The organism is Chryseobacterium populi (assembly GCF_000282115.1).
Taxonomy (GTDB): domain Bacteria; phylum Bacteroidota; class Bacteroidia; order Flavobacteriales; family Weeksellaceae; genus Chryseobacterium; species Chryseobacterium populi.
The window spans coordinates 57680-80113 of sequence record NZ_AKJY01000101.1 but is presented as its reverse complement, the minus strand read 5'-3'; the positions used below and the strand labels follow the sequence as shown (position 1 = coordinate 80113).

The following is a 22434-nucleotide window of genomic DNA, read 5'->3' as shown; positions in this document are numbered from 1 at the left end:
CATAGATCAGATCCGCCCTTGGAATCTTCTTTTTTGTCCAGTCCTTTTCCGGAATATGAAGTTCCTGCCAAAAGAAAACCTCCTTCCTGGGTAGCCACCGTAGCTGACAAAAAATCATGATTTTTTCCTGAGAAATATTTTTCCCAAACCTGTTCACCCTGCTGGTCAAGTTTCACCAGATGAAAATCGTAGCCGTTGTTCTGGTTGTTAGCTGAAGATTTAGAGTTGATAGAAGAATCACCCGTACCCTGAGGCTCCCGAAGAGTACCTGCCTGAATTGAACTTCCTGTAATTAAATACTGCTGATCGATTGTTGTGGTTACCTGGCTCAGGAAATCCTGGGTAGAGGATTTAATGTCTTTTTGCCATACCACTTCCTGGGCAGACATATTTAAGATAGTGCATAAGAATAAGGCACTTCCGCAGAGTTTTTGCATAGGTTAATAGTTTATGTTTATCGGAATCGAAAATATTGGAATGTTTTGTATTTTATAATAACAGAATATTATATTAACAATAATAAATCCTTTAATCGTGATAATTTTGATTAGTTAGAGAACAAATCAATTTTTGTTATTTATTGCAGAAATAGTTCAGGTTCAGAACTCTGTGAATAATGTATCGAGTGGGATTGCAAATGGAAAGAGTAAAAATACAAACCCTATATTACTAAATAATAATATAGGGTTTGTAGCCCCACCAGGGATCGAACCTGGATCTAAAGTTTAGGAAACTTTTATTCTATCCATTGAACTATGAGGCCATTTGAATTTTAAAAATACAAATAATTTAAATTAAAAAAGATTTTGATTGAAATTAAAATCTTTTTATTTTATTTCAGAATCCATTGAGTGGCTGCCTGAATTTCCGCATCGAAATTGGTATTTTCCGACGGCTCTATTATATAATCAGGCTGTATTTTTCCTTTATATTCTTTTCCGGTTCTGTCCATTTCATAGGAAATAGCTAAATAAAGGGATCTACCATCGCTAAGCTGATAGGCCTGATTAGCACTGGTAAGCCCTGCAGAGGGTTGTCCGAAGGTTTTGATATTTGTCTTCCCTACAAATGACAAAGTAGTCGCCTCACCACTGCTTGCCGTGCTGGGACCTATTAAAACAGCAATTTTCTGATCCGGAATTTTAAGGGTATAAGGATTGGAAACCTCAATATTATACATTTTTCCATTCTTGTATTTCCACGCTGTCTTATTTTTTCCGTCTTTTGTAAAATAACCGAGAATACCTTCGCCTGTTAAAGGTCCTAAACCTGTAATCATAGGATACATATTTCCACCGGTGTTGGTTCTCAGGTCTACAATCCAGCCTTTAATTGTATTTTCAGAATCCAGTTTTTGAATCATCTTCTGGATTTTTTCAGCAAAAGAACTGCCTACTTCTTTATTCAGGGAAGAAAATGCAGGAACCATAATATAGCCTATATTCTGATCCAGTAATTTAGAAGATGGCTCATACAGCGGATTTTTCATGCTTTTTTTCTCTTCAGCATATTCCTTATTATCAATGAAAGAATGATTATCTCCTGCATTACTCAGAGTTTTCATTACATATTGAATGGCAGGGCCTGTATCTTTTACGGTTTCCATACCATTTGATATTTTTTTCAGATTGGATTCCAGGATATTCCAGTCTATTTTATCTTTGAAAATCGAATTTTTCTTGACAATATTTTTAAACTGATCTATATATTTGAATGCAGTTTTAGAGGCCGGATTTTCCGGAAAAGGAATTTCTGAAATGCTAAAATCATCAAACCATACTTTTCCGTTTCCGGACAGGAAACCTCCCAACACAAAGTAATCGGCCTGATCATCCAGCATAAATTCCAGAGAATATTTTTTCCAGTCTCCATTGGGAATTACTTTACGTTTTTGCGTATCAGAATTTGCAAAATCTACCATATTCTGGGCTTTATCACGCACCTGGGTCCAGAGTGCAATGTTTCCCCGGGTATCCTCTGATTTGATATAAGCGCTTATTTCCACTTTTCTTAAACCTTTTCCGGGAACGGGAACTTTCTGTGAAAAGGTTTGTAACCCTTTTGCATTACCTTGTTTATCTGATATTTTTAATGAATAGGAACCTGAATGCTTAACGCCGTTGTCTGCATTCATTTCATACAAATCATTCATTTTATTGCTCCATTCTACAGGAAAGTTATTATCTGTCTGTTCAAAACCTGGGTTTTGTAATTGAGCTTGTGCAAAGAATCCGCCAACCAGAGCAGAGATGCTGAATACAATTTTTTTCATGGTCTAATTTGATCTTAAAAATAAAGAAGAAGAACGAAATAAAATAATCTATTATGAAACTTTAACGAATAGAAGGTAGGATGATAGTTCAGCTTCCCAGTTGTTGCAGGAAAAGATTCAGATCTTCGTCTTTATCAAGTCCTAATTTCTGCTTGATCCGGTACCGGCTCATCCGTACACTCTTGGGTTCAATATGCAGCAGTTGTGAAATCTGCCGGGTATCCATTTTCAGATAGAGATAAGCGCAAAGCTTCATGTCGAGAAGAGTAAGTTTCTTTTGTGCCTTTTCATTGATAAGGTTGAAAAACTCAGGGTAGATCTGTTGAATTCTTAATTTGGCATCTTCAAAATCATTATCGAGCACCATTTCTTCCCTGACAATTTTCTGCATATTCAGGGAATTATCATCTGCAAGTTTATCTTTTATAGTATGCAGCATACGGTTTTTATGTTCCAGCTGAAGTACATTGGCCATGGCTTCTTTCTGTAATTGCTGTTGTTGTGCTTCTAGTAACTGTTGTTCAGCTTTTAATCTGGCCTGTTCTTCTTTTTCCAGCCTGATCTGCATCCCGGATTCCTGTTTTTCCAGCTCAAGCTGCTTTTCACGTTGTAATGAGAGGCGTAACTTAAAATGATAAGAACGAAACATAAAAAGAAGTCCCAGTAAAGACGCAATGGCAATACACGCGTATAAATAGCTTTGTAACTTGCGGCTTTCTTCTCTTTCTTTTAAAATCCGGACTTCATTGTTTTTTTTTTCGGTTTCAAATTGTATTTCCAATTTCTGGGCACTCAGGGCCTGTTTTTGATTAAAATTCTTATTGCTGTATTGGGTAACTTCCTCCTGGAATTCAAGAGCTTTTTTAAAATTTCCCTGTCCTTTATAAAAACGGGATAATGATTCCACTACATTAATTAATGTATAATAATAGGGATGTTCGCCGGTTTTCATCAGGTTATATGCTTCTAATAAATAGGTTTCTGCCAAAGCAGTATTTCCTTTTCTGGAAGCATATTCACTTAATATACCGAGGCTGCTGGCGGTAACTTCCTGGGTATTGGGAACGTTCTTTAATATATTTCCTGCTGATTGGGCATAATAAACAGCCTTTGATTCTGCCGTTTTATCGGTATCCGGAAAATATTTTAAATAAACATTGGCTATGTTGATGCAGGTGATGGCATGGGTATATTTTGCTACCTGTTTCGGATATTTAAGATAAAGGGTTTCGGCTTTTTGCAGATAAAACAAAACACTGTCGAGCTCTTTTTTTTCCCGGGAAGCATTATAATTGTATTCATGGGCTACTGATAATGCAGCATAACAATTACTGAGCAGGTTATAATCTTTGGTCTTTAAAGCATTTTGAGTGGCTTTACGGGCATAGCTGTTGACCTGCTTTATATTATTCCAGTCTGAATGGGCAGCATACAGCTGATAATATAACTTAGCTGCAATATAAGGATCGGGTGAATTCTCCTGTTCTTTTAATCCCAACTGGCAAAATTTTATTCTTTTCTCCGGATCATCCAGGGTCTTATACAAAAATGCCTGGGCATAATACCCGTAGGCCATTGCTACAGGACTTTTAGCTTGTTGAGCAAGTACCAATGCTGAATCACTTGTCTGCTTTAAGGCTGATAACTGCTGATTATTTGCTTTGATAACAGTGAGTAAGGTATAAGCTTTGGCAGCTTCAACATAATTTTTATATTGTAAAGCAATACGGGCACTTTGTCTCGCCTTATTCTCTGCGGCAGTATAATTTCTATCGATTCTATAGGCTTCTGCAAGCCGGTTTAATAATTCCGGCTTATTTTTTTCGGATAGGCCAGGGTTATTGATCACCGATTGAAGGCTGTCAGTACGCATACTTTGAGCAAAAAGGCTGATACCCACAGTAATACTGATGTATATAAACAATTTACAGAATACAAATTTCATATACCTAAAATTAATACAAATTGTTAAAAACCCATATAAAAGTTAATAAATATAATGGTTTGTGCTTAAATGTAAAATATTGAAAACCAGTTTTGTTTGATTTCTGTAGTCATATTGTAGACACTTTTTCAGGTCGTGGTAGATGCTTTGTAGAAGGGTAGGATTTGGATAAGCCCGTATATACCCGAATCTTTGTAACAGCAATATTGCTGGAAAACCTTATATACCAAAAGTATGAACAACAAAAATTTATCCATCATCTCCTATATCACTCTTATAGGTTGGCTGATCGCTTATTTTTCAGGAAAAGAGAAAGCGGATTCCCTGCTTAAATATCATTTAAGACAATCGTTAGGACTGATGATTGTGAGCATTGCTTTTAATATCATTATAAGAATTCTGATTTCTATAACACCTGCACTGGCTTTTTTAGGAATGGCAGGACTTTTAATCCTTGTATTCTGGGTATTGGGAATCATTAATGCAGCCAATGGCGCCGAAAAACCTGTTCCGTTATTTGGAAAAATGTTTGAAGATAAATTTGCTTTTATCGGCTGATATTTAATTAAAATACAAAAATGAAAGATTACAGGTATTTTATGCAGGAAGGTGGTGAGTTTCATTTAAAAACCAGGATGTCTACGGCTGTTATACGGTCAGTTGCCTGTCTGATGATAGGTGCGGCCCAGTATTATATTATTCCTCCTGAAAAAAAATCGGGCTTTGGGCTGCCATATTATTTGTATTCTTTGCACTGGTGAATCTGTAGAAAACAACCAGGAAATTAATCATTGATCCGGATGCTAAAACAGTGACTTATAAAAACAATATGCTGAACGGAGAAGTGGTTTACCGTTTTGATGAATTTGTACAGTTTTATGTGCTTGTGGGGAAGTATCTTTTTATCACGATGGACAGCACCGGGTTTTTTATATTCAATCAGAACGGTAAGGAAAAAAGAGTTCCCATCGTAGTTGGGATGTTCAGTTCAAGAAAAGCACAGAACGCAATCAATGAGGTAAGCGAAATTATGAATCCTGAGGAAAAATAAATAGGTAACTATACTATGAGTACAGAAACACATCAATACCAACTGAGAATTACATCCTCGGAGCTGACCATAAAACCTTATTTCGGGTATATGCCTAAAGTAAAGATATTCGGTTTATTATCTGTTCTGATATTTTGTATTGTTCCGTTTTCAGACTACTTAAATTATCCTATCAGTGATACTTTTAATAACGGGAAAAAGAGCCAGGCCAGAGAAGCTGAATATATAGAGTACGTTTTAAATCCTATCTATAAGTTTATCAATACTCAATAACATTTTAAATATAAAATTATGAGCCGAGGTTTTGGGATATTCTGGGGACTTTATATGCTGTTTTTTGCAATTCCGTTCCCAATGATTTTGTATTACAGCATTAAAAGCAGTGATCCGCCCCAACTTGCAGATACAAATCCATGGTTTGCTCTGGGAATTTTAGCCTTATCCGTTATTTTATGGATTATTCTTCTGATTGGCTATTTCCGAAAATGGATCATATCCAATTTTATCGGAAAAAGAAATATTGAGTACCTGAATAAAAGCGGAGTTCCACGAAAAGCAGAAATTATAGATGCTGTAAAAATATCAAAAGAAGGTAGTAAATATGATACCTATGAGCTTAAGCTTTCATTTAAGAACCTGGTAGATACAGAAATCATACAAAAAGCAAGTGTCAATGATTCAAAACCACAGCAACGTCGGTTTGAGGCCGGAAAAAAAGTTGATCTCCTTATTGATAAGGAAATGAAAAAAACACCTTATTTTGTTTTTGCAGGAACTGAAGCCAGAATAAATATACCTGTGATCTTTCTTATCTGCTTAGGCTGGTCAGCGCTTGCCGTTCTTATTTTTGGCTATTATGTTTATGCTTACCAGACAGAAAATGCAGGAATGGGCTGGCGTTTTATTTTTTTCTGGCATCCTTTATTGATTTGTCCGGCTGTACTTTTATTTTACCGTGGCGGGCTATCCTTGCTTCTCAGTAAAATCGGAGGAGGTAAAAAAGGTGAAGCAGAACTTATTAAGTTTAAAGGAATAAAAACCACTGCAAAACTGATCAGTGCCAATCAAACAGGAACTTATATCAATGAGCAGCCGATGATTCTGTTTAAACTGGAATATACAGATGATCAAAACCGCATCAGAAGAGCAGAGATCAAGAAGATTGTAAACCTGCTTGATCTGAATAGTGTACAGCAGAAAACCGTCGATATTTTTTATCTAAAAGAAAATCCGGATCGTATTGCCTTTGCATCTGATCTGGAAAAAATAAGTTGAATATCATGAAAAAACCAGTTGCTATAATGATCTGCTTTTTTCTTTTTACCGGCTGTGAGCAGGTTTCAAAAAGCATTAAAGATACCTTTCAACCCAAGGTTGATACCATAGCTGTCGAAAAACAGCAAATACCAGATCCGGTTCCATATGATGCAGCCGTAGAGCGGCAAATAGAAGATGCTCAACGCTTAGTTGAAACCGTCCTTGAAAAGCACACCAAAGCACACGTTCAATATATAGAGGGTAAAAACACTGATTTTCTAACCAATGAAAAGAAATTAAACAGAGCTGAGGAGGCCTTAAAAAAGCTTCCTCAGTATTTAGGAAAAGAAATTTTTATTTACTCTTCCATCCATTTTTATAATGAAGGAAAAATCAGGGTCATGCTACAGCATCCCCAAAATCCTGAATATATAGATAATTATGTATACGAGAATGAAACCTGGTCTGATCCGGAACAATTATCAGTAAAAGACAATATCCGGAGCAGACTGATTTCTTTACAGAAAATAAGCTTTACAAATGTGGCTAAAGCAGCATCTGTTTATAATGAGAAAATAAAGCAGATTGAAGGGGCAGAACCCATTACCGGTATTTATATTTCAGTCTGGGATAATAATCTGCGATGGTCTCCGGCAAGTATTAACGGAAGCAGGGAGCGTTATTCCATTGAATTGAATCAAAACGGAACTTTGAAAAAATTTGAAAGAGAATAGTAGTATGTCAAAAATGGAATTGAATTTTAACGCAAGGGTATACAAAGAATTAGTAAGCTTATTGGATTTTTAAGATAAACAAAGCCGCTTCGCTTATTTTTGAAATACAATGGGGGTGAAATTGTTTGAATTATTGAATCATTAAGGACCAATGAGTGGTAAGAACAGTTTGATTTTCAGAAATCATCGAGTTTGAAAATGAGAATGATATAACCTTAGTTGATCTTAAATATCTTAATGGTTCAAAATTTTATTTTGAAATGCTGTCAATAAAAGAATCCGCTCTTTAGAAGCGGATTCAGTAGATAAAAACATCTCATTTTTTTAATTAGACAACAACAAAAAAGCACAGCCGACAATGCTGTGCTTAAATTTTTATTTCAAATTTAATTGCAATTTCAAAGCTGAAAAAAGCAAAAAACGATTTCATTTCAGTTTTATTACATAGTAAATGTAGGAATAATTTTAATACAAAACATCAATTAAATGTTAAAATTCACAAGTTATCCACATTTTTTTGTGGATAAGTCCGTAGCTTGAAATTAACCTGCCTTCTTTATGCTGTTTTTATTCCAGAGAATAAAAGAAAGACAGCAGTTCATCCGCGAAAATCTGAGGTACTTCCAGTGCTGCAAAGTGGCCTCCCGATTCCATTTTTTTAAAACTGACGACATTCACAAAGCGCTCTGCCCATTCACGTGGGAACTGAGCTTCGCGTGGAAATACGGCAAGTCCGGCAGGAACACTGGTTTTTTGCAAAGGTTGAGAGCCGCCCCATTGAGCAATCGCATCCATTTTATACATTCTCATCGACGAGCTTATGGTTTGTGTGACCCAATAAATCATAATATTAGTCAGCAATTCATCTTTTCCACCGAAAGCTTCTTCAATTAATTCAGGAGGAGCACCGGCATTTCCAAAACTCAGAATCCAGGCAGCTAATCCAACCGGTGAATCATTGAGTGCATACGCTAAAGACTGTGGTTTTGTAGAATGAATCATTGCATAGGCTCCTTCAGAATACCACCATTGCTGTACAAACTGTGCAAAGTTTTTCTCTTCTTCGGTCATGCTGTTCGGGTCTTCCTGTCCCATAGGATAACCAATATCTGTAAAATGAACAGCTTCTACAATGTCCGGATATTTTGAAGCCAGAGCTTTGGTAACGCTCATACCAACATCACCACCGGCCGCATAAAATTTTTTATAGCCTAAAGTTTCAGTCATTAATGTAACCCATAAATCGGCAACAGCCTCACTGCTCACAGCAGCTTTACCGGAAAAACCAAACCCCGGAATAGAAGGGATAATCAGGTCAAAACTCTGGTCCCCATCAGTAAGAAGGTGGATAATTTTATGAAAACGGTAAAAACTATCCGGCCAGCCATGGGTTAAAATCAATGGTTTAGAACTTTTTCCTTTTCCTTTTATATGCTGGAAATGAATCTGAATTCCATCCACATCAGCCAGGTATTGAGGATACTGATTCAATTGTTCTTCATATTTTTTCCAGTCATATTCATTCAACCAGTAATCGGTCAGGTTTTTCAGGTATTTTTCACTGGTTCCGAAATGCCAGTCAGAACCTTCAGGCTCTCCGGGCCATCGTGTACTTTGAATACGGTTTTTAAGATCACTGATAACTTCTTCAGAAATGTTTACGGTAAATGGTTTCATATTATTTAAATTTAGGTTGGGTTAAAATAAAGTGAATCTGTTGGTGTCTAATCGAATCGTAGTGATTTACTTTTGTGGTACCAACAAATATAATACAATTATATTGCTCATAAACAATAAGATATGAATCCTGTTTTTATATTCTTGTTCAGCTTTTAAATAATGTTTACATTTACACCATTAAAATCTCTTTATAAATAGTATCCCCAACTCAGGCATCATTCTATAGCCTGAAATCTAAGGTTCAAAATTCATGAACCCAGAAGATTAGCTATTATTTTAAGCTGAAAAATCTCGGCTGATTTCACAATTATAAAGAGAACATTATGAAAACAAATACAATTGCCGTTATCGGCGGAACAGGAAAATCAGGAAGATATCTTGTTCAAAACCTTCTGAATAAAAACTATCCGATCAGATTATTATTAAGAAACCCTGAAAATTTTACGGATAAGAATCCACTGATTGAAGTGATAGAAGGAGATGCCAGAGATTATAATTCGATCAACAGTCTGGTTACAGGCTGTGCGCTTGTCATGAGTACTTTAGGACAACCGGAAGACGAAAAATCTATATTCAGCGATGCAACCGGAAATATCATCAAGGCAATGAATCTGAATGGAATAAAAAGGTATATTGTAACCACAGGATTAAGCGTGAATACTCCATTTGATTCTAAAAATGTTAAAGTGAAAATAGCCACTGACTGGATGCATCAGAATTACCCTGAAACAACTTCTGACAAGCAAAGAGAATATGAGCTTCTGACTAAAAGCAATCTGGACTGGACCTTAGTACGGCTTCCTTTAATTAATCTTACCAATGAAAATTTTAATACGGAAGCAGATCTTAAAGACTGTAAAGGAGAAAATATCAGTGTTACAGATCTGGCTGAATTTTTAGCTCTACAGATCGATGATGAAACCTACATCGGGAAAAGCCCATTTTTGTATAATAAATTCGATTAACCCAATGATGAATTTTATTATAAAACGAAAGGTTAAACAAAGAATGCATTAAATGTTTAGTTAACAGTTAAACAATGGTGTAAACTTAGTAAGTAATACAAATTTTACCACTGTATTTCAAAAATAATCGAAGCGGCCTTGTTTTACTTTCAATAGACATATTTTCTAAAGTCTTTGTCTTGCATTGCGATAAAATTAATTGCTTTATTAAAAAGAACAGAGAGTCAATTTTGACTCTCTGTTTATATTTAGTTTTCCAGCTTTTCTTTAATATATCTGGCTGTATGAGATTTTTTATTCTTTGCCAGTTCTTCGGGAGTTCCAGTAAAAACGACCTCACCACCGTGTTTTCCGGCTTCGGGGCCAATATCAATAATGTAGTCAGCAGATTTGATAATATCCGGCTGGTGTTCAATAACGATCACAGAATGTCCCAGGTCAATCAGTGCCTGAAGCGACTTCAGTAGTTTTTGGATATCATGGAAGTGTAGCCCTGTAGAAGGCTCATCAAAAATAAATAGGGTTTTATCTGTAGTAACTCCTTTTACAAGAAATGAAGCCAGTTTCACACGCTGAGCTTCACCACCTGAAAGGGTAGAGGAACTTTGCCCCAACTGTAAATATCCAAGCCCCACTTCCTGCAGAGGCTTTAATTTTGTAACAATCTTTTCTTCATTATTATCTTTAAAAAACGCCAAGGATTCATCAACCGTCATATGAAGAATGTCGGAAATATTTTTCTCATCGAATTTCACCTCAAGGATTTCGTTTTTAAAACGGGTTCCTTTGCATACTTCACATTCAAGTTCTATATCAGCCATAAACTGCATTGAAACATTGATTACTCCTTCGCCTTTACATTCATCACATCTTCCGCCATCTACGTTGAATGAGAAATGCTTAGGCTTATAGCCCATCATTTTTGAGATCTTCTGCTTGGCAAATAAATCTCTTATATCGTCATATGCTTTAAGGTAAGTAACAGGATTTGAGCGCGAAGATTTTCCGATAGGATTCTGGTCGATCAATTCGATGTTCTTGATCAGCTTTTTAGGAAATTCCACCGCATCATAATCGCCTTTTTTTCCGCCCATTCCCAACTGAATCTGGATATCGTTGGTCAGGATTTCTTTCATCAAAGTAGATTTTCCACTTCCTGAAACTCCTGAAATAACAACCAGGTTTTCAAGCGGGACATCTACATCTATATTTTTAAGATTATTCTGACGGGCTCCTTTAATGTGAATCCATTCTTTAGCTTTCCTCCGCTTTGCCGGAACTTCAATTTCCAGTCTTCCGGTCAGATATTTAGAAGTAAGCGTATCTGCATTTTTCAGTTCTTTGTAATCCCCTGCAAAAACCAGTTCACCGCCAAGATATCCGGCTTCCGGACCAATATCAATAATATAATCTGCAGCTTTCATTACATCTTCATCATGTTCAACAACAATGACGGTATTTCCAAGGTCACGAAGATTTTTTAAAACTTCAATCAGGTTTTCAGTATCTCTGGAGTGTAAACCTATTGATGGCTCATCCAGAATATAGATAGAACCTACTAATGAACTTCCCAAACTGGTTGCCAGGTTGATTCTCTGGCTTTCACCGCCGGAAAGCGTATTTGAAGTTCGGTTTAACGTTAAATATCCTAAACCTACCTTCAGTAAAAACTCAAGCCGGGTAGTGATTTCATACAATAGCCTTTTAGCAACTTCCCGGTCATGTTCTGAAAGCTTTAACCCGTTCATTAACGGGAAAAGTTCATCAAGCGGAAGCTCAATCATAGACTGGATATTGTGTCCGTCAATTTTCACCCATGTAGTTTCCTCACGTAAACGAAGTCCTTCACAAGTAGGGCAAAGGGTTTTTCCTCTGTAGCGGGAAAGCATCACACGATACTGGATTTTATATAAGTTTTCCTCAAGCATTTTGAAGAAATTATTAATGGATGGGAAGCTGTTTTTACCGTCACCTTTCCATAAATAGTTTTTCTGTTCTTTGGATAGCTGATGATAAGGCTTATGAATAGGAAAATCACCAGCTTTTTTAATGAAATCTTTTTTCCATTCGCTCATGCTTTCTCCCCGCCATGAAACCACGGCATCTTCGTAAACAGACAGGGTTTTATTCGGAATGACAAGATCTTCATCAATTCCGATCACTTTTCCGTAGCCTTCACAGGTAGGGCAGGCTCCATAAGGATTGTTAAAGCTGAAAAAATGAACATTAGGTTCAAGGAATTCAATTCCGTCCAGTTCAAATTTATTTGAAAATTCTTTAGCTTCTCCCGTATCTGCATTTTTAAGGGTACAATATCCACGGCCTTCATAAAAAGCCATTTGAATTGAATCTGCCAGCCTCTGAAGGAAACTCTCATCTTCTTCGTAAGAAAAACGGTCGATCACAAGATTGATGGTCATTCCTTTTTCAGGGGTAAATCCGAAGCTTTCCAGGTCTTCAATTCCTGCAACATTTCCATTGATTTCAAGTCTGGTAAAACCTGCCAGCTTAAGAACATTCAGGGTTTCGTTAAAGTTGACAGGATCATAATCCAACGGTGCTGTCAAGAGGAAAGAAATTTCTTTTTTTGATGCTTTGATGTAATCTACAACATCAGAAACCGAATCTTTTTTCACTTCTTCACCTGATACCGGAGAATAGGTTTTTCCAATCCGTGCAAATAAAAGTTTCAGATAATCATAAATTTCCGTCGACGTTCCCACTGTGGATCGCGGATTTGAAGAAATTACCTTCTGCTGAATCGCAATGGAAGGGGCAAGCCCCTTAATATCATCTACTTTCGGTTTTTCAAGTTTCCCTAAAAACTGGCGGGCATAAGAGCTCAGACTTTCTACATATCTTCTTTGTCCCTCAGCATAAATAGTATCAAAAGCGAGGGATGACTTTCCGCTCCCGGATACTCCTGTGATGACAATCAGCTTATTTTTCGGGATTAATACATCGATGTGTTTCAGGTTGTTAAGGTGTGCATTTTTAACAAAAACCTGTTTCTTTATATCTATTTCTGTAATTGAAGCCATAGTAAAATTAAGACTCACGAAATTACGAATTTTTGACGGATTTTTTTAATTATATTATAGAGGTTTCTATTTAAAAATTCTATATAAATAACTGTTAATATTTTTAGACCATAAAAAACTAAGAAATTTATTGTATGCTCATTAAGTCTATTGTAAGAAATGACAGAGCGGATAAATTAATTAATTGGTTTATAAGTTGTTATTGTATGTTCTTAACTTATCCAGATCCTTTTCATAGCGGAAAATTTCCCAATTGAGGTTGTTAAAAGATTGTAATATTTCTTTTATGGCATCTTTTTTGCAAGTTTTTGTGATTTTTGTTAGATTTTTTCGTTTTACTATTGTTTTGTATTTTGAAATTTTTTAAAATTGTACATCTAAATATGTAATAAAGAAAATGAGAAAATTATTCAGAGATCTTGTTACACATTTAATGAGAAAAAGATAAAAATTACCCTCAAAAAAAGATGCAGTTTTACCTGCATCTTTTTTATGACAACAATCATTGCCAGTCTTACTTAAGACCTCTATTTTTGGACCATCTTAAAGAAATCTTAAAATCTAAACGAAAGAACATGATAAAAAAGCTGGGAACTGCTGTTTTTCTTGGAACCATACTGGTGGTTCAGGCTCAGGAAAAGACTGCGGATATTGATGTCATTGAGGTTCAGGGTAAATTTATTGCTACGCCTTACAAAAATGCCAATCAGAATATTACAGTCATTACAAAGGAAGACATTGCCAATTCGCCGGCGAAAAGTATCGACGAAATTTTACAGCAGGTTCCCGGAATGGATATCAGAAGGCGGGGGGCCAACGGAGTACAGAGTGATATAGGTTTCAGGGGAAGTTCTTTTGAGCAGGTATTGCTTCTTTTAAACGGGATCAGAATGAATGACTCCCAAACAGGGCATAATTCTTTAAACCTTCCTGTAGATCTTGATGAAGTGGAAAGAATTGAGATTGTAAAAGGGCCGGCAGCGAGAAGATTCGGGCAGAATGCTTACGCAGGGGTAATCAACGTGATCACGAAAACCAATCCCGGGAAAAGGGTGAAAATAAGTGCTGAAGGTGGTGATTATGAAACATATGGCTTCGGATTCAATGCCCAGTTGGGAAACGACCAATTTTCAAACTCTCTTCAGGCTAATTCCGCGACTTCACAAGGCTATATGCATAATACGGATTATGAAATCAGGAATGTATTTTACCAGGGTAAATTGAATATAAAAGACGGAGATATCCGTTTACAGGCCGGTTTTTCAGAAAAGAAATTCGGGGCCAATGGGTTCTATTCTTCTCCAAAAGCTACAGAACAGTATGAGGAAACACAGGCTTCTGTTATAAGTTTGGCGCATCAGCAGACCTTCGGGAAATTAAAGCTGAATTCCAATATTTACTGGAGAAGAGGGCAGGATATGTATTTATTCAACCGTGAAAAGCCGGAAATTTACAGGAATATGCATATCGGAAATAATGCAGGTGGAGAAGTAAATTCAAGCTATCAGTGGAGATTAGGTACAACCGGCGTAGGAGTTGAACTTAGAAAAGAGTTGCTGGCAAGTAATAATTTAGGGAACAGGAACCGTTTTGTATCGCAGGTTTTCTTTGAACATCATTTTTCCTTACTGGATAAAAAACTGAATATTACACCCGGAATTTCATGGGCCAATTATTCCAAAGAAGGGAATTTCTTTTATCCGGGATTGGATGTAGGGTATAATTTTGATCCAAATCATAAAGTGTATGGAAATATCGCAAGAGTTCACAGAGTTCCCACTTTTACAGATTTGTATTATGTAAGTAAAACAGAACAGGGAAACCCGGACCTGATTCCTGAAAATGCAGTTTCTACCGAGATCGGATACCAGTACCAGAATAAAGAATTATTGGCCAAAATCAGTGGATTTATGAAGAATTCCAACAATTCCATTGACTGGGTGAAAAAGTCTCTTGAGGATCCCGTCTGGTATGCTCAGAATGTAGGAGAAATAGATACTAAAGGATTTGAATTTGAATTGAATCACAGAGTACTAAGCTGGTTGAAATATTCAGCAGGATATACTTATCTCGATACCCAATTTAATCAATTGAATGAATTTGTTTCAAGGTATGTTCTGGACAACTTAAAACATCAGGTAGTCGCCAAACTGGAAACCGGATTTTTAAAGTATTTTACTAATGAACTGGTATACAGGTATAACGAAAGAGTAAATCTGGGCAGCTATAATTTACTGGATGAAAAATTAAGTTTCGTTAAAAAAGATTTTTCTGTTTACGCTTTAATTACCAATGTTACCAATACGAAATATACGGAAACTTTTGGAGTTCAGATGCCTAACAGATGGTTTCATATAGGTTTTTCTTATAATGTTAATATTAAGTAAACTTAATATTACCGGACTGTTAAATATTATATTTTTGCAAAAATTTTTTAAATGAAACTGTTTTTAGGTCTCGGTTTACTTTTAAGTGCTACATTTTTTAAAGCACAGGAACATATTTCCAGCTTCAATGCAGTGACCCTCACCTATAAGTTTCATCCGAAATTTTTCGTTTATGCAGAAGGGCAGCTGAGAGGGAATGAAGAATACACCTATCCCGATTATTATGAGATCAAAGGAGGACTGGGATATAATCTTACGAAAAACCATAAACCTTTTGTAGGTCTCGGAAGATATGTCAATTACAAAGAGCATAGCTTAAGCAGGGAAGAGTTCAGGGTCTGGCTTCAGGACATTATCGATATTAAGAAAGGCATTGTAAAATTTGAAAACCGTTTCCGTATAGAAAAGAGCTGGTTTTATGAGCCTAAAACTGATAAAAGCTCCCAGAGAATGCGTTACCGTTACCGTCTCAATGTAAGTGTTCCGTTAAATGCAAAAGAAGTAAAAAAAGGAACTGTTTTCGCGAATGCCTACGATGAAGTATTCTTTGTAAGTCCTATGAAACCTACGTTTGCAAGAAACAGGGTGTATGGAGGCTTCGGTTATCAGATCGATGATTATTTCGGGATTGTTTCCGGATATTTATGGCAAAGGGAATTTGAGGCTACAGGCAACAAGAATCTGCATTTCATTTATTTGGCTTTAAACATCAATATCGACGGGACAGGTCATCATACCAAAACCTACGATTTCCCGGGAGCGGATTAAGATGCTTTATCTAAACCCGCCTGAAAATCCAATAATTCCAGTTTGAAATCGGTATACGTTTTATTAAGAATAACCTGGTATTCATTGACCAAAGAAAATACGGAATCCACTTCTGTCTGAAGGTAACGGTCATTATTAAAATAGATATATTCCGAATTAATAAAAGGCTTCAGCTGATTTTTATGCTCTTCTGATAATAAGTCTTTATAGCCGGAAGTTTCTATAAATTCATTTAATTTTTGTTTAAAAGGTTTTTCCTGGCTCAGCAGTGTTGCCCTGTGTTTTCTGATTTCCTCAAAAGGCAGCTGAACAGTCATGAATTGCAGGTGAGTGATAAACTGATTGATCGATTGATTAAACTCATCGTATTCACGGTCTATTACAGCAATTTTTTTGTATTTATTAAGGAGGATTTCTTTATTCTGATCATCTGCTTTATTGTAGAAATACTGAAATATCTCCTGATCATTTTCCTCTAGTTCAGCTTTTACTGTTTCAAGCTCTTTTGTGACCCTCGGAAGTAAAATTTCAGCTTCATTTCCTTTATACAGTTTTCCATTGTACTTAAATGTTTTCAGTACTTTAGGGTTGGCTACAAGCTGATTTAACGTTAGCAGATCGTTTTCAATACCTACTTTTTCATAGACCAATGACACTTTTTTATCACTGAAACAGTCAGCTAATCCGTGAGAATCAGACTTGTTGATTAAAGATTCCACATTTTCGAGGATCGGATTATGCCTTTCGTAATAGCCATTAAATTTGCTGTCCATCTCATAATATGGATATTTTTCATTATAAAGTGCCAGGAATTTGTCGTTATCCTCAATAACTTCACCCACATTTTTAATGCTGTGTAAAGTAAGGTATTTGCTTGTTAAAGATTTACATATCTCATCAAATCCGCGAATGATGTTTTTAGCAAGTTCATGATTTTCCGGACAGTTTTGAGTTGTGTTTTTCCAGATCATCTCCACTCTTTTGGCTACTTCCGGATGAGAAGACCATTGATCTTCAATTTCAATCTTGGTTTTATTGTAACGTTTTAAATCTTCTACATCTACTTTAGGCAGGCCATTTTCATAAGGATGATTATTTCTTTCGCTAAAAATTTTCATTAATGCAGCCTGGTTTTTATAAAGGTTTTCCGGCAGGTACTTTTGTTCACTACTGATATAGAAATTAAAAGAGTAGTTGAATGCAGCATCGCTTAATTCTAATCTCAGAAGGGAAGAGGCCTGTTCCTTAGGATTGGTAATAAAGGTGGCAATGGCATCGGCGTGATATTCCATTTCCCTTTGCAGAGATGCATGGTTTTTGAATAAAAAATTGGAAACACTCTTTAAAATATATTGAAATACATTAATAAAACCCACTGAGATCATTCCGAAGAATTTAAATGCTGCATACCCGGTACCGTTTAATATAAAGTTTTCATAATCTTTATTATTGTAAACGGTTTCAAAGATAATTTTCTCAGCCTGACTAACGTAGCCGCCGACTTTCATGCTTCGTTGTGAAAAATGTCCGAATTCATGGGCTAAAATACTTTTCAGTTCACCAACACTTGTAGAATTGATCAGGCCCATTCCGATCGTAAGGTTTTTCTTTACGGGCAGAAACATGCTCCAGAATACGGAATTGTAGCTTACACTTGCATTAACGTCAGGGGAAAGAAATACTTTTTTCGGTTTCTGTACTTTTGTTTCTGAAACAATTTCGTCAATAATCGCGAACAGTTCGGGTTGATGTTTAGGTGTGATTTCTATCAGATGCCTTGTGCTGTAATGATTTTTGGAGAAAATAAATTTCACTAAAAAAATAAATACAAAAATACCGATGCTGAACAGGCCGATTGCAGCAATAAAGCTAAAATATCCTAATTTAATCATTAAAATCTTGATCGCTCCGTAGCCTAATAAGAAAATCAGCAGGAGAGAGACAAGGATTAAGACAAAATAGAGCAGGAAAAATATTGAAACAGATATAATAGCAGATGTCAGCTTAGTTTTGTAAGCTGATGAGATTTTAGGTAGGTTATCAGTCATTTGTTTTATTAATATTTTTCTATCAGGTAATGATAGGCTTTAAGGTATTTATTAAATCTTTTAATGTCTTTGGGAGTAAGCTCGCGGTTTACCCTTCTCAGATCCATATTGTCACGAAGGTCATTCAGTTTTACGGCTACAGCCAACGGAGATCTTTCGGTCCTTCTTACAAAATCATCATAGTCTTCTTCCGGATCAAATTTGGTAAGGCAGCTCACAGCAAATAGAATATATTCAGGGAAACCTTCAGTTCTTAAATATTCCAGGCTGAACTCTGCAGGATGATCTTCTACAACGTCGTGTAAAACTCCTACAATTTTTTCATCTATGGTCTTACCGTATTCCATCACACGCATAACATGGGCAATATAAGGAGCATGGTATTTGTCTGTCTGGCCTTTATGTGCTTTATCTGCAATTTTAATTGCTTTATGTAGTAATTCTTCTTTTGTCATTTTCTCAGAAAATAGATTACAAAAATAAAAAATGCTTCAAAACTCTGATGCATTTAAACCGATTTTATTTTCATATGTATGTTAAGAAATTGTTTCAGCTGATACAGAAGCTCCGGAAGCGGTTTTCCGGGGTAATTTACAAAGAAAACGCCTCAAAGAATGAGACGTTCTCTAAAATCAAATATATGTTTTAAAAGACTAATATGCTCCTTTTTCAATATAATGAGCTGCTATTTTTTCAGTCAGCGCCACTACATTAGGGTGATTGGTATATTTTGTGAACCTTCTTAATCCTGAAAGCATCATTCTCTGCTCATCACCTTCTGCGAAAGAAATGATCCCTTCTTTAGCGGCTACCGTGATTTTTTCAACAGCTTTGTAAAGATTTAGCTGAGCCATTGCAGCTTCCACAGAACCGGGAGAGAAGTGTTTTTCAGCTCTCAGGATAGCAGATTCCGCCATGTAGATCTGGTTAAGGATTTCTGAAGCATTCAGCAATAAATGCTGTTGCTTTTCAATATCCGTCATATATTTCTGAAGTGCAGCTCCTGAAACCATTAAGAACACTTTCTTAAGATTTGCGATAATTGCTTTTTCTTCACTCATGAATGCAGAATAATCAGGAACATCAAATGAAGGGATTCCCATCAGCTCTTTACTGATCGCCATTGCCGGAGATAAAAGGTCTAATTCACCTTTCATTGCTCTTTTAATCAGCATTCCTACAGACAATAACCTGTTGATTTCATTGGTTCCTTCATAGATTCTTGAAATTCTTGAATCTCTCCATGCCGCTTCCATTGGTGTTTCTTCAGAGAATCCCATTCCACCGTATACCTGAATTCCTTCATCAGCTGTATGCTGGGCAAGATCGGAAACAAATACTTTAAGAATAGAACATTCCACTGCAAATTCTTCAACACCTTTCAATTCTGCTGCCTGATGATCGAGCCCTCCGGCAACCAATTCATTCACCTTATCTTCAATATTTTTAGCAGCTCTGTAAGATCCTGATTCACTTACAAAAACTCCGGTTGCCATTTCAGCAAGTTTCTTTCTGATGGCCCCGAATGTTGAAATTGAAACTCCAAACTGTTTTCTTTCGTTAGAATACTGGATCGAATGGTTGGTAATTCTTCTCTGTGCATCCAGACAAGCAGCAGCCAATTTAATACGGCCAACGTTTAATGCATTTAAAGCGATTTTAAATCCGTTATTTCTTTCTCCCAAAAGATTTTCAACAGGGATTTTCATATCGTTAAAGAAAACCTGACGGGTAGAAGAAGCACGGATTCCCAATTTGTGTTCCTCTTCTCCGAAAGTTAAGCTTCCCGGATTTTCAAGCTCGGAACGGTTGATTACAAAGCCTGTAATATTTTTATCATCATCTATTTTAGCGAATAATGTGAATGTATCTGCAAAGCCTGCGTTGGAAATCCACATCTTCTGGCCGTTGATGATATAATGTTTTCCGTCTTCGGAAAGTTTAGCTCTTGTTTTTCCTGAGTTGGCATCAGAACCTGCATCCGGCTCTGTAAGACAATAAGCTCCGAATTTTGTTCCTGTAGCCAGATCCGGAAGATATTTTTTCTTTTGTTCTTCAGTACCGTAAAGAACGATAGGAAGGGTTCCGATTCCTGTGTGAGCTCCATAGGCTGTGGCCAATGAACCTGTCACCCCGGAAATATAATCGCAAGCCAGCATTGTGGTTACGAATCCCATTCCCAAACCTCCGTATTCTTCAGGAACTGCAATTCCCAGCATTCCCATTTCTCCCAGTTTACGCATAGTCTCTTCAGTGAATGCATAATCTTTCTTTTCAAAACGCTCTTTTTGCGGAACCACCTCTCTGTCGATAAATTCCTTTGCAGAATCACGAAGCATCTTTTGTTCCTCATTCAGTTCCTCAATACTGAAAATTTCATTTGCAGGAATTTCTTTTACCAAGAACTCGCCGCCTTTTAATGTAGCCATATATTATTTTGTTTTTTTTGTAAAAAGTATGATGTACAATGTATTGTTAATTCTTTATATGCTGTCAAATAGTTTATTTGGTACAACCGACATTGTACAATTATAAAAGTTCAAATATCGAAGCTGCTCCCTGTCCCGTACCTACACACATGGAAACCATTCCGTACTTGTTTCCGCGTTTCCTCATTTCATCAAGAAGCTGAACCGTTAATTTTGTTCCGGTACATCCCAGTGGGTGGCCTAATGCGATAGCACCTCCATTTACATTCAAAATATCAGGATTTAAACCTAACTCTTTTTTGATGGCAACAGATTGAGAGGCAAATGCTTCATTCAATTCGATCAGTTCAATATCTTTTAATTCTAAACCTGCCTGTTTAAGAGCCTTTGGAATTGCATAAATCGGTCCCATTCCCATGATTCTCGGTTCAAGTCCGGCTGCTGCATATGCTACCAGTCTTGCCTGCGGTTCAAGTCCTAATTCTTTCACCATTTCTTCGCTCATTACGATAACGAAAGCGGCACCATCACTCATCTGAGAAGAGTTTCCGGCTGTTACGCTTCCTCCATTGGCGAAAACAGGCCTCAGTTTAGCTAAACCCTGTAAAGAAGTATCCGCTCTCGGACCTTCATCCACTGAAAAATCAAATTTTTTAGTCTGTATTTTCTGGTTTTCATCCAGAAAATTATATTCTACAGGAATCGGAACGATCTGGCTGGCAAATTTCCCTTCCTGATTAGCTTTTAAAGCTTTCATATGAGATTCAAAAGCAAACTGGTCCTGTTCTTCTCTTGTAATGTTATATTGTTTGGCCACTTCTTCTGCAGTATAGCCCATTCCCCAGTAATAATCCGGGTTTGTTTTTGCAATATCTGTTTCCGGAACGGGTTTATAACCACCCATCGGAATATAAGACATAGACTCTGTTCCTCCTGCAATGATGCAATCAGCCATTCCGGCCTGAATTTTTGCAGATGCAATGGCAATCGCCTCACTTCCGGATGCACAATATCTGTTGACAGTAACTCCGGGAACTTTATCTGTGTTTAATCCCATTAAAGAAATCAAACGGGCTACATTTAAGCCCTGTTCAGCTTCCGGCATTGCGTTTCCTACGATAAGGTCGTCAATTCTGTTTTTATCCAATTGCGGAAGCTCAGCCATTAATTTTTCAATAACTGTAGCCGCCATTACGTCGGGTCTTGTAAATCTTAAACTTCCTTTTGGAGCTTTTCCAACGGCAGTTCTGAAACCCTTAACTATATATGCTGTTTTCATATTTTTTGTTTAATTAAAATTATTTGAGAGTTTTTTCCTCATAGAGATAAACTGTTCATAGCTTTGATTTTTGTTAATTGCGGAGCTCCGTAGGAGCGACCTGTTAATTTTCAATCCATTCAAATAAATATTTCGGATCATATTCGATTTCAAATTTTGACATAAAATCTAAATACTCTTCTTTGAATGTTTTCTTTTTATGATGTTCTTCTTGATTTAAGATATATTTTACAACGGAATCTATATTGCTTTTAGAATAGGAAAAAGCCCCGTATCCTTCCTGCCAATTGAATTTTTCATTTATCCATCCTTTTTCATTAATAAATTTTGATGAAGCTGCTTTAATATCTCTAACCAGATCCGAAACTGTAATTGTTGGCCCCATACTTACAAGAATATGCACATGATCAGGCATTGCAAAAACCGCGAATAATTTTTGATTTCTATTGGAAACAATACCTGTAATAAATTTATGCAATTCTTCTCTGTTTTCTTTCGAAATCAGGTTTTGTCTTCCTTTGACAGCGAAAACAATTTGTATATAAATTTGTGTATATGTGTTTGCCATAAAAAACTAA

At 36.4% G+C, this 22434-nt stretch carries 18 protein-coding genes, 1 tRNA gene and 1 pseudogene; 9 read left to right on the top strand and 11 right to left on the bottom strand.

The genetic code is table 11. The annotated features are described in order from the left end of the window. The 4 genes and pseudogenes from PMI13_RS18660 to PMI13_RS18645 all read right to left on the bottom strand — a co-directional run. Positions 1-437 (bottom strand): annotated as a pseudogene (locus tag PMI13_RS18660) (T9SS type A sorting domain-containing protein); the annotation flags it as partial. 254 nt (positions 438-691) lie between these two features. Further along, a tRNA-Arg gene (locus PMI13_RS18655) sits at positions 692-763 on the bottom strand. 69 nt (positions 764-832) lie between these two features. Then, complete coding sequence (locus tag PMI13_RS18650; RefSeq protein WP_007846661.1) at positions 833-2272, bottom strand: S41 family peptidase; 1440 nt, start codon at positions 2270-2272, stop codon at positions 833-835. 88 nt (positions 2273-2360) lie between these two features. Beyond that, positions 2361-4217 carry a helix-turn-helix transcriptional regulator gene (locus PMI13_RS18645; RefSeq protein ID WP_007846659.1) on the bottom strand — a complete coding sequence of 619 codons (1857 nt, stop codon included), beginning with the start codon at positions 4215-4217 and terminating at the stop codon, positions 2361-2363. Positions 4218-4451: 234 nt separating this feature from the next. Here PMI13_RS18645 and PMI13_RS18640 point away from each other — a divergent pair, with 234 nt between their 5' ends. Genes PMI13_RS18640 through PMI13_RS18615 form a run of 6 tightly spaced genes read left to right on the top strand, consistent with a single transcriptional unit; the run spans position 4452 to position 7259 of the window. Continuing rightward, positions 4452-4775 (top strand): import component protein, encoded by a 324-nt coding sequence (locus PMI13_RS18640; RefSeq protein ID WP_034670151.1) that lies wholly within the window; start codon positions 4452-4454, stop codon positions 4773-4775. 20 nt (positions 4776-4795) lie between these two features. Continuing rightward, positions 4796-4978, top strand: a complete 183-nt coding sequence (locus tag PMI13_RS18635) for a hypothetical protein (protein ID WP_007846657.1) — start codon at positions 4796-4798, stop codon at positions 4976-4978. 50 nt (positions 4979-5028) lie between these two features. Beyond that, the gene (locus PMI13_RS18630; RefSeq protein WP_156104470.1) at positions 5029-5268 is read left to right on the top strand and encodes a hypothetical protein; all 240 of its coding nucleotides are present in this window, start codon (positions 5029-5031) and stop codon (positions 5266-5268) included. 15 nt (positions 5269-5283) lie between these two features. After that, entirely contained in the window at positions 5284-5541 is a 258-nt protein-coding gene (locus tag PMI13_RS18625) for a hypothetical protein (protein WP_007846653.1), read from the top strand. Positions 5542-5559: 18 nt separating this feature from the next. Continuing rightward, the gene (locus tag PMI13_RS18620; protein WP_007846644.1) at positions 5560-6543 is read left to right on the top strand and encodes a hypothetical protein; all 984 of its coding nucleotides are present in this window, start codon (positions 5560-5562) and stop codon (positions 6541-6543) included. A 5-nt stretch (positions 6544-6548) separates the two neighbouring features. Then, positions 6549-7259, top strand: coding sequence for a hypothetical protein (locus PMI13_RS18615; protein ID WP_034670149.1), 711 nt, complete (start codon positions 6549-6551; stop codon positions 7257-7259). 567 nt (positions 7260-7826) lie between these two features. Here PMI13_RS18615 and PMI13_RS18610 read toward each other — a convergent pair. Beyond that, positions 7827-8936, bottom strand: coding sequence for an epoxide hydrolase family protein (locus PMI13_RS18610; RefSeq protein WP_007846631.1), 1110 nt, complete (start codon positions 8934-8936; stop codon positions 7827-7829). Between the two features lie 326 nt (positions 8937-9262). Between PMI13_RS18610 and PMI13_RS18605 the strand changes: the two genes are divergently transcribed. After that, positions 9263-9904: an NAD(P)-dependent oxidoreductase gene (locus tag PMI13_RS18605; RefSeq protein WP_007846630.1), complete on the top strand. Its 642-nt coding sequence runs from the start codon at positions 9263-9265 to the stop codon at positions 9902-9904. A gap of 248 nt (positions 9905-10152) precedes the next feature. Here the strand turns inward: PMI13_RS18605 and uvrA are convergent, their stop codons facing one another. Beyond that, positions 10153-12945, bottom strand: a complete 2793-nt coding sequence (gene uvrA / locus PMI13_RS18600) for an excinuclease ABC subunit UvrA (protein ID WP_034670148.1) — start codon at positions 12943-12945, stop codon at positions 10153-10155. Between the two features lie 575 nt (positions 12946-13520). Here uvrA and PMI13_RS18595 point away from each other — a divergent pair. Together PMI13_RS18595 and PMI13_RS18590 are read left to right on the top strand one after the other, a co-directional pair. Next, the gene (locus PMI13_RS18595) at positions 13521-15332 is read left to right on the top strand and encodes a TonB-dependent receptor plug domain-containing protein (RefSeq protein ID WP_007846627.1); all 1812 of its coding nucleotides are present in this window, start codon (positions 13521-13523) and stop codon (positions 15330-15332) included. A 51-nt stretch (positions 15333-15383) separates the two neighbouring features. Beyond that, positions 15384-16100, top strand: a complete 717-nt coding sequence (locus PMI13_RS18590) for a DUF2490 domain-containing protein (RefSeq protein ID WP_007846624.1) — start codon at positions 15384-15386, stop codon at positions 16098-16100. Here PMI13_RS18590 and PMI13_RS18585 read toward each other — a convergent pair. From PMI13_RS18585 to tnpA, 5 genes are all read right to left on the bottom strand, one after another. After that, a complete protein-coding gene (locus PMI13_RS18585) occupies positions 16097-18148 on the bottom strand; it encodes a M48 family metallopeptidase (protein ID WP_007846622.1) in 2052 nt (683 codons plus the stop codon). The two genes, PMI13_RS18590 and PMI13_RS18585, sit on opposite strands and share 4 nt — an antisense overlap. An 8-nt stretch (positions 18149-18156) precedes the next feature. After that, a complete protein-coding gene (locus tag PMI13_RS18580) occupies positions 18157-18603 on the bottom strand; it encodes a hypothetical protein (protein ID WP_007846620.1) in 447 nt (148 codons plus the stop codon). A gap of 198 nt (positions 18604-18801) precedes the next feature. Beyond that, positions 18802-20577, bottom strand: a complete 1776-nt coding sequence (locus tag PMI13_RS18570; RefSeq protein WP_007846619.1) for an acyl-CoA dehydrogenase family protein — start codon at positions 20575-20577, stop codon at positions 18802-18804. 100 nt (positions 20578-20677) lie between these two features. Then, a complete protein-coding gene (locus tag PMI13_RS18565; RefSeq protein WP_007846618.1) occupies positions 20678-21856 on the bottom strand; it encodes an acetyl-CoA C-acyltransferase in 1179 nt (392 codons plus the stop codon). Positions 21857-21959: 103 nt separating this feature from the next. Continuing rightward, the gene (gene tnpA / locus PMI13_RS18560; protein WP_007846616.1) at positions 21960-22424 is read right to left on the bottom strand and encodes an IS200/IS605 family transposase; all 465 of its coding nucleotides are present in this window, start codon (positions 22422-22424) and stop codon (positions 21960-21962) included. Positions 22425-22434: the final 10 nt, after the last annotated feature.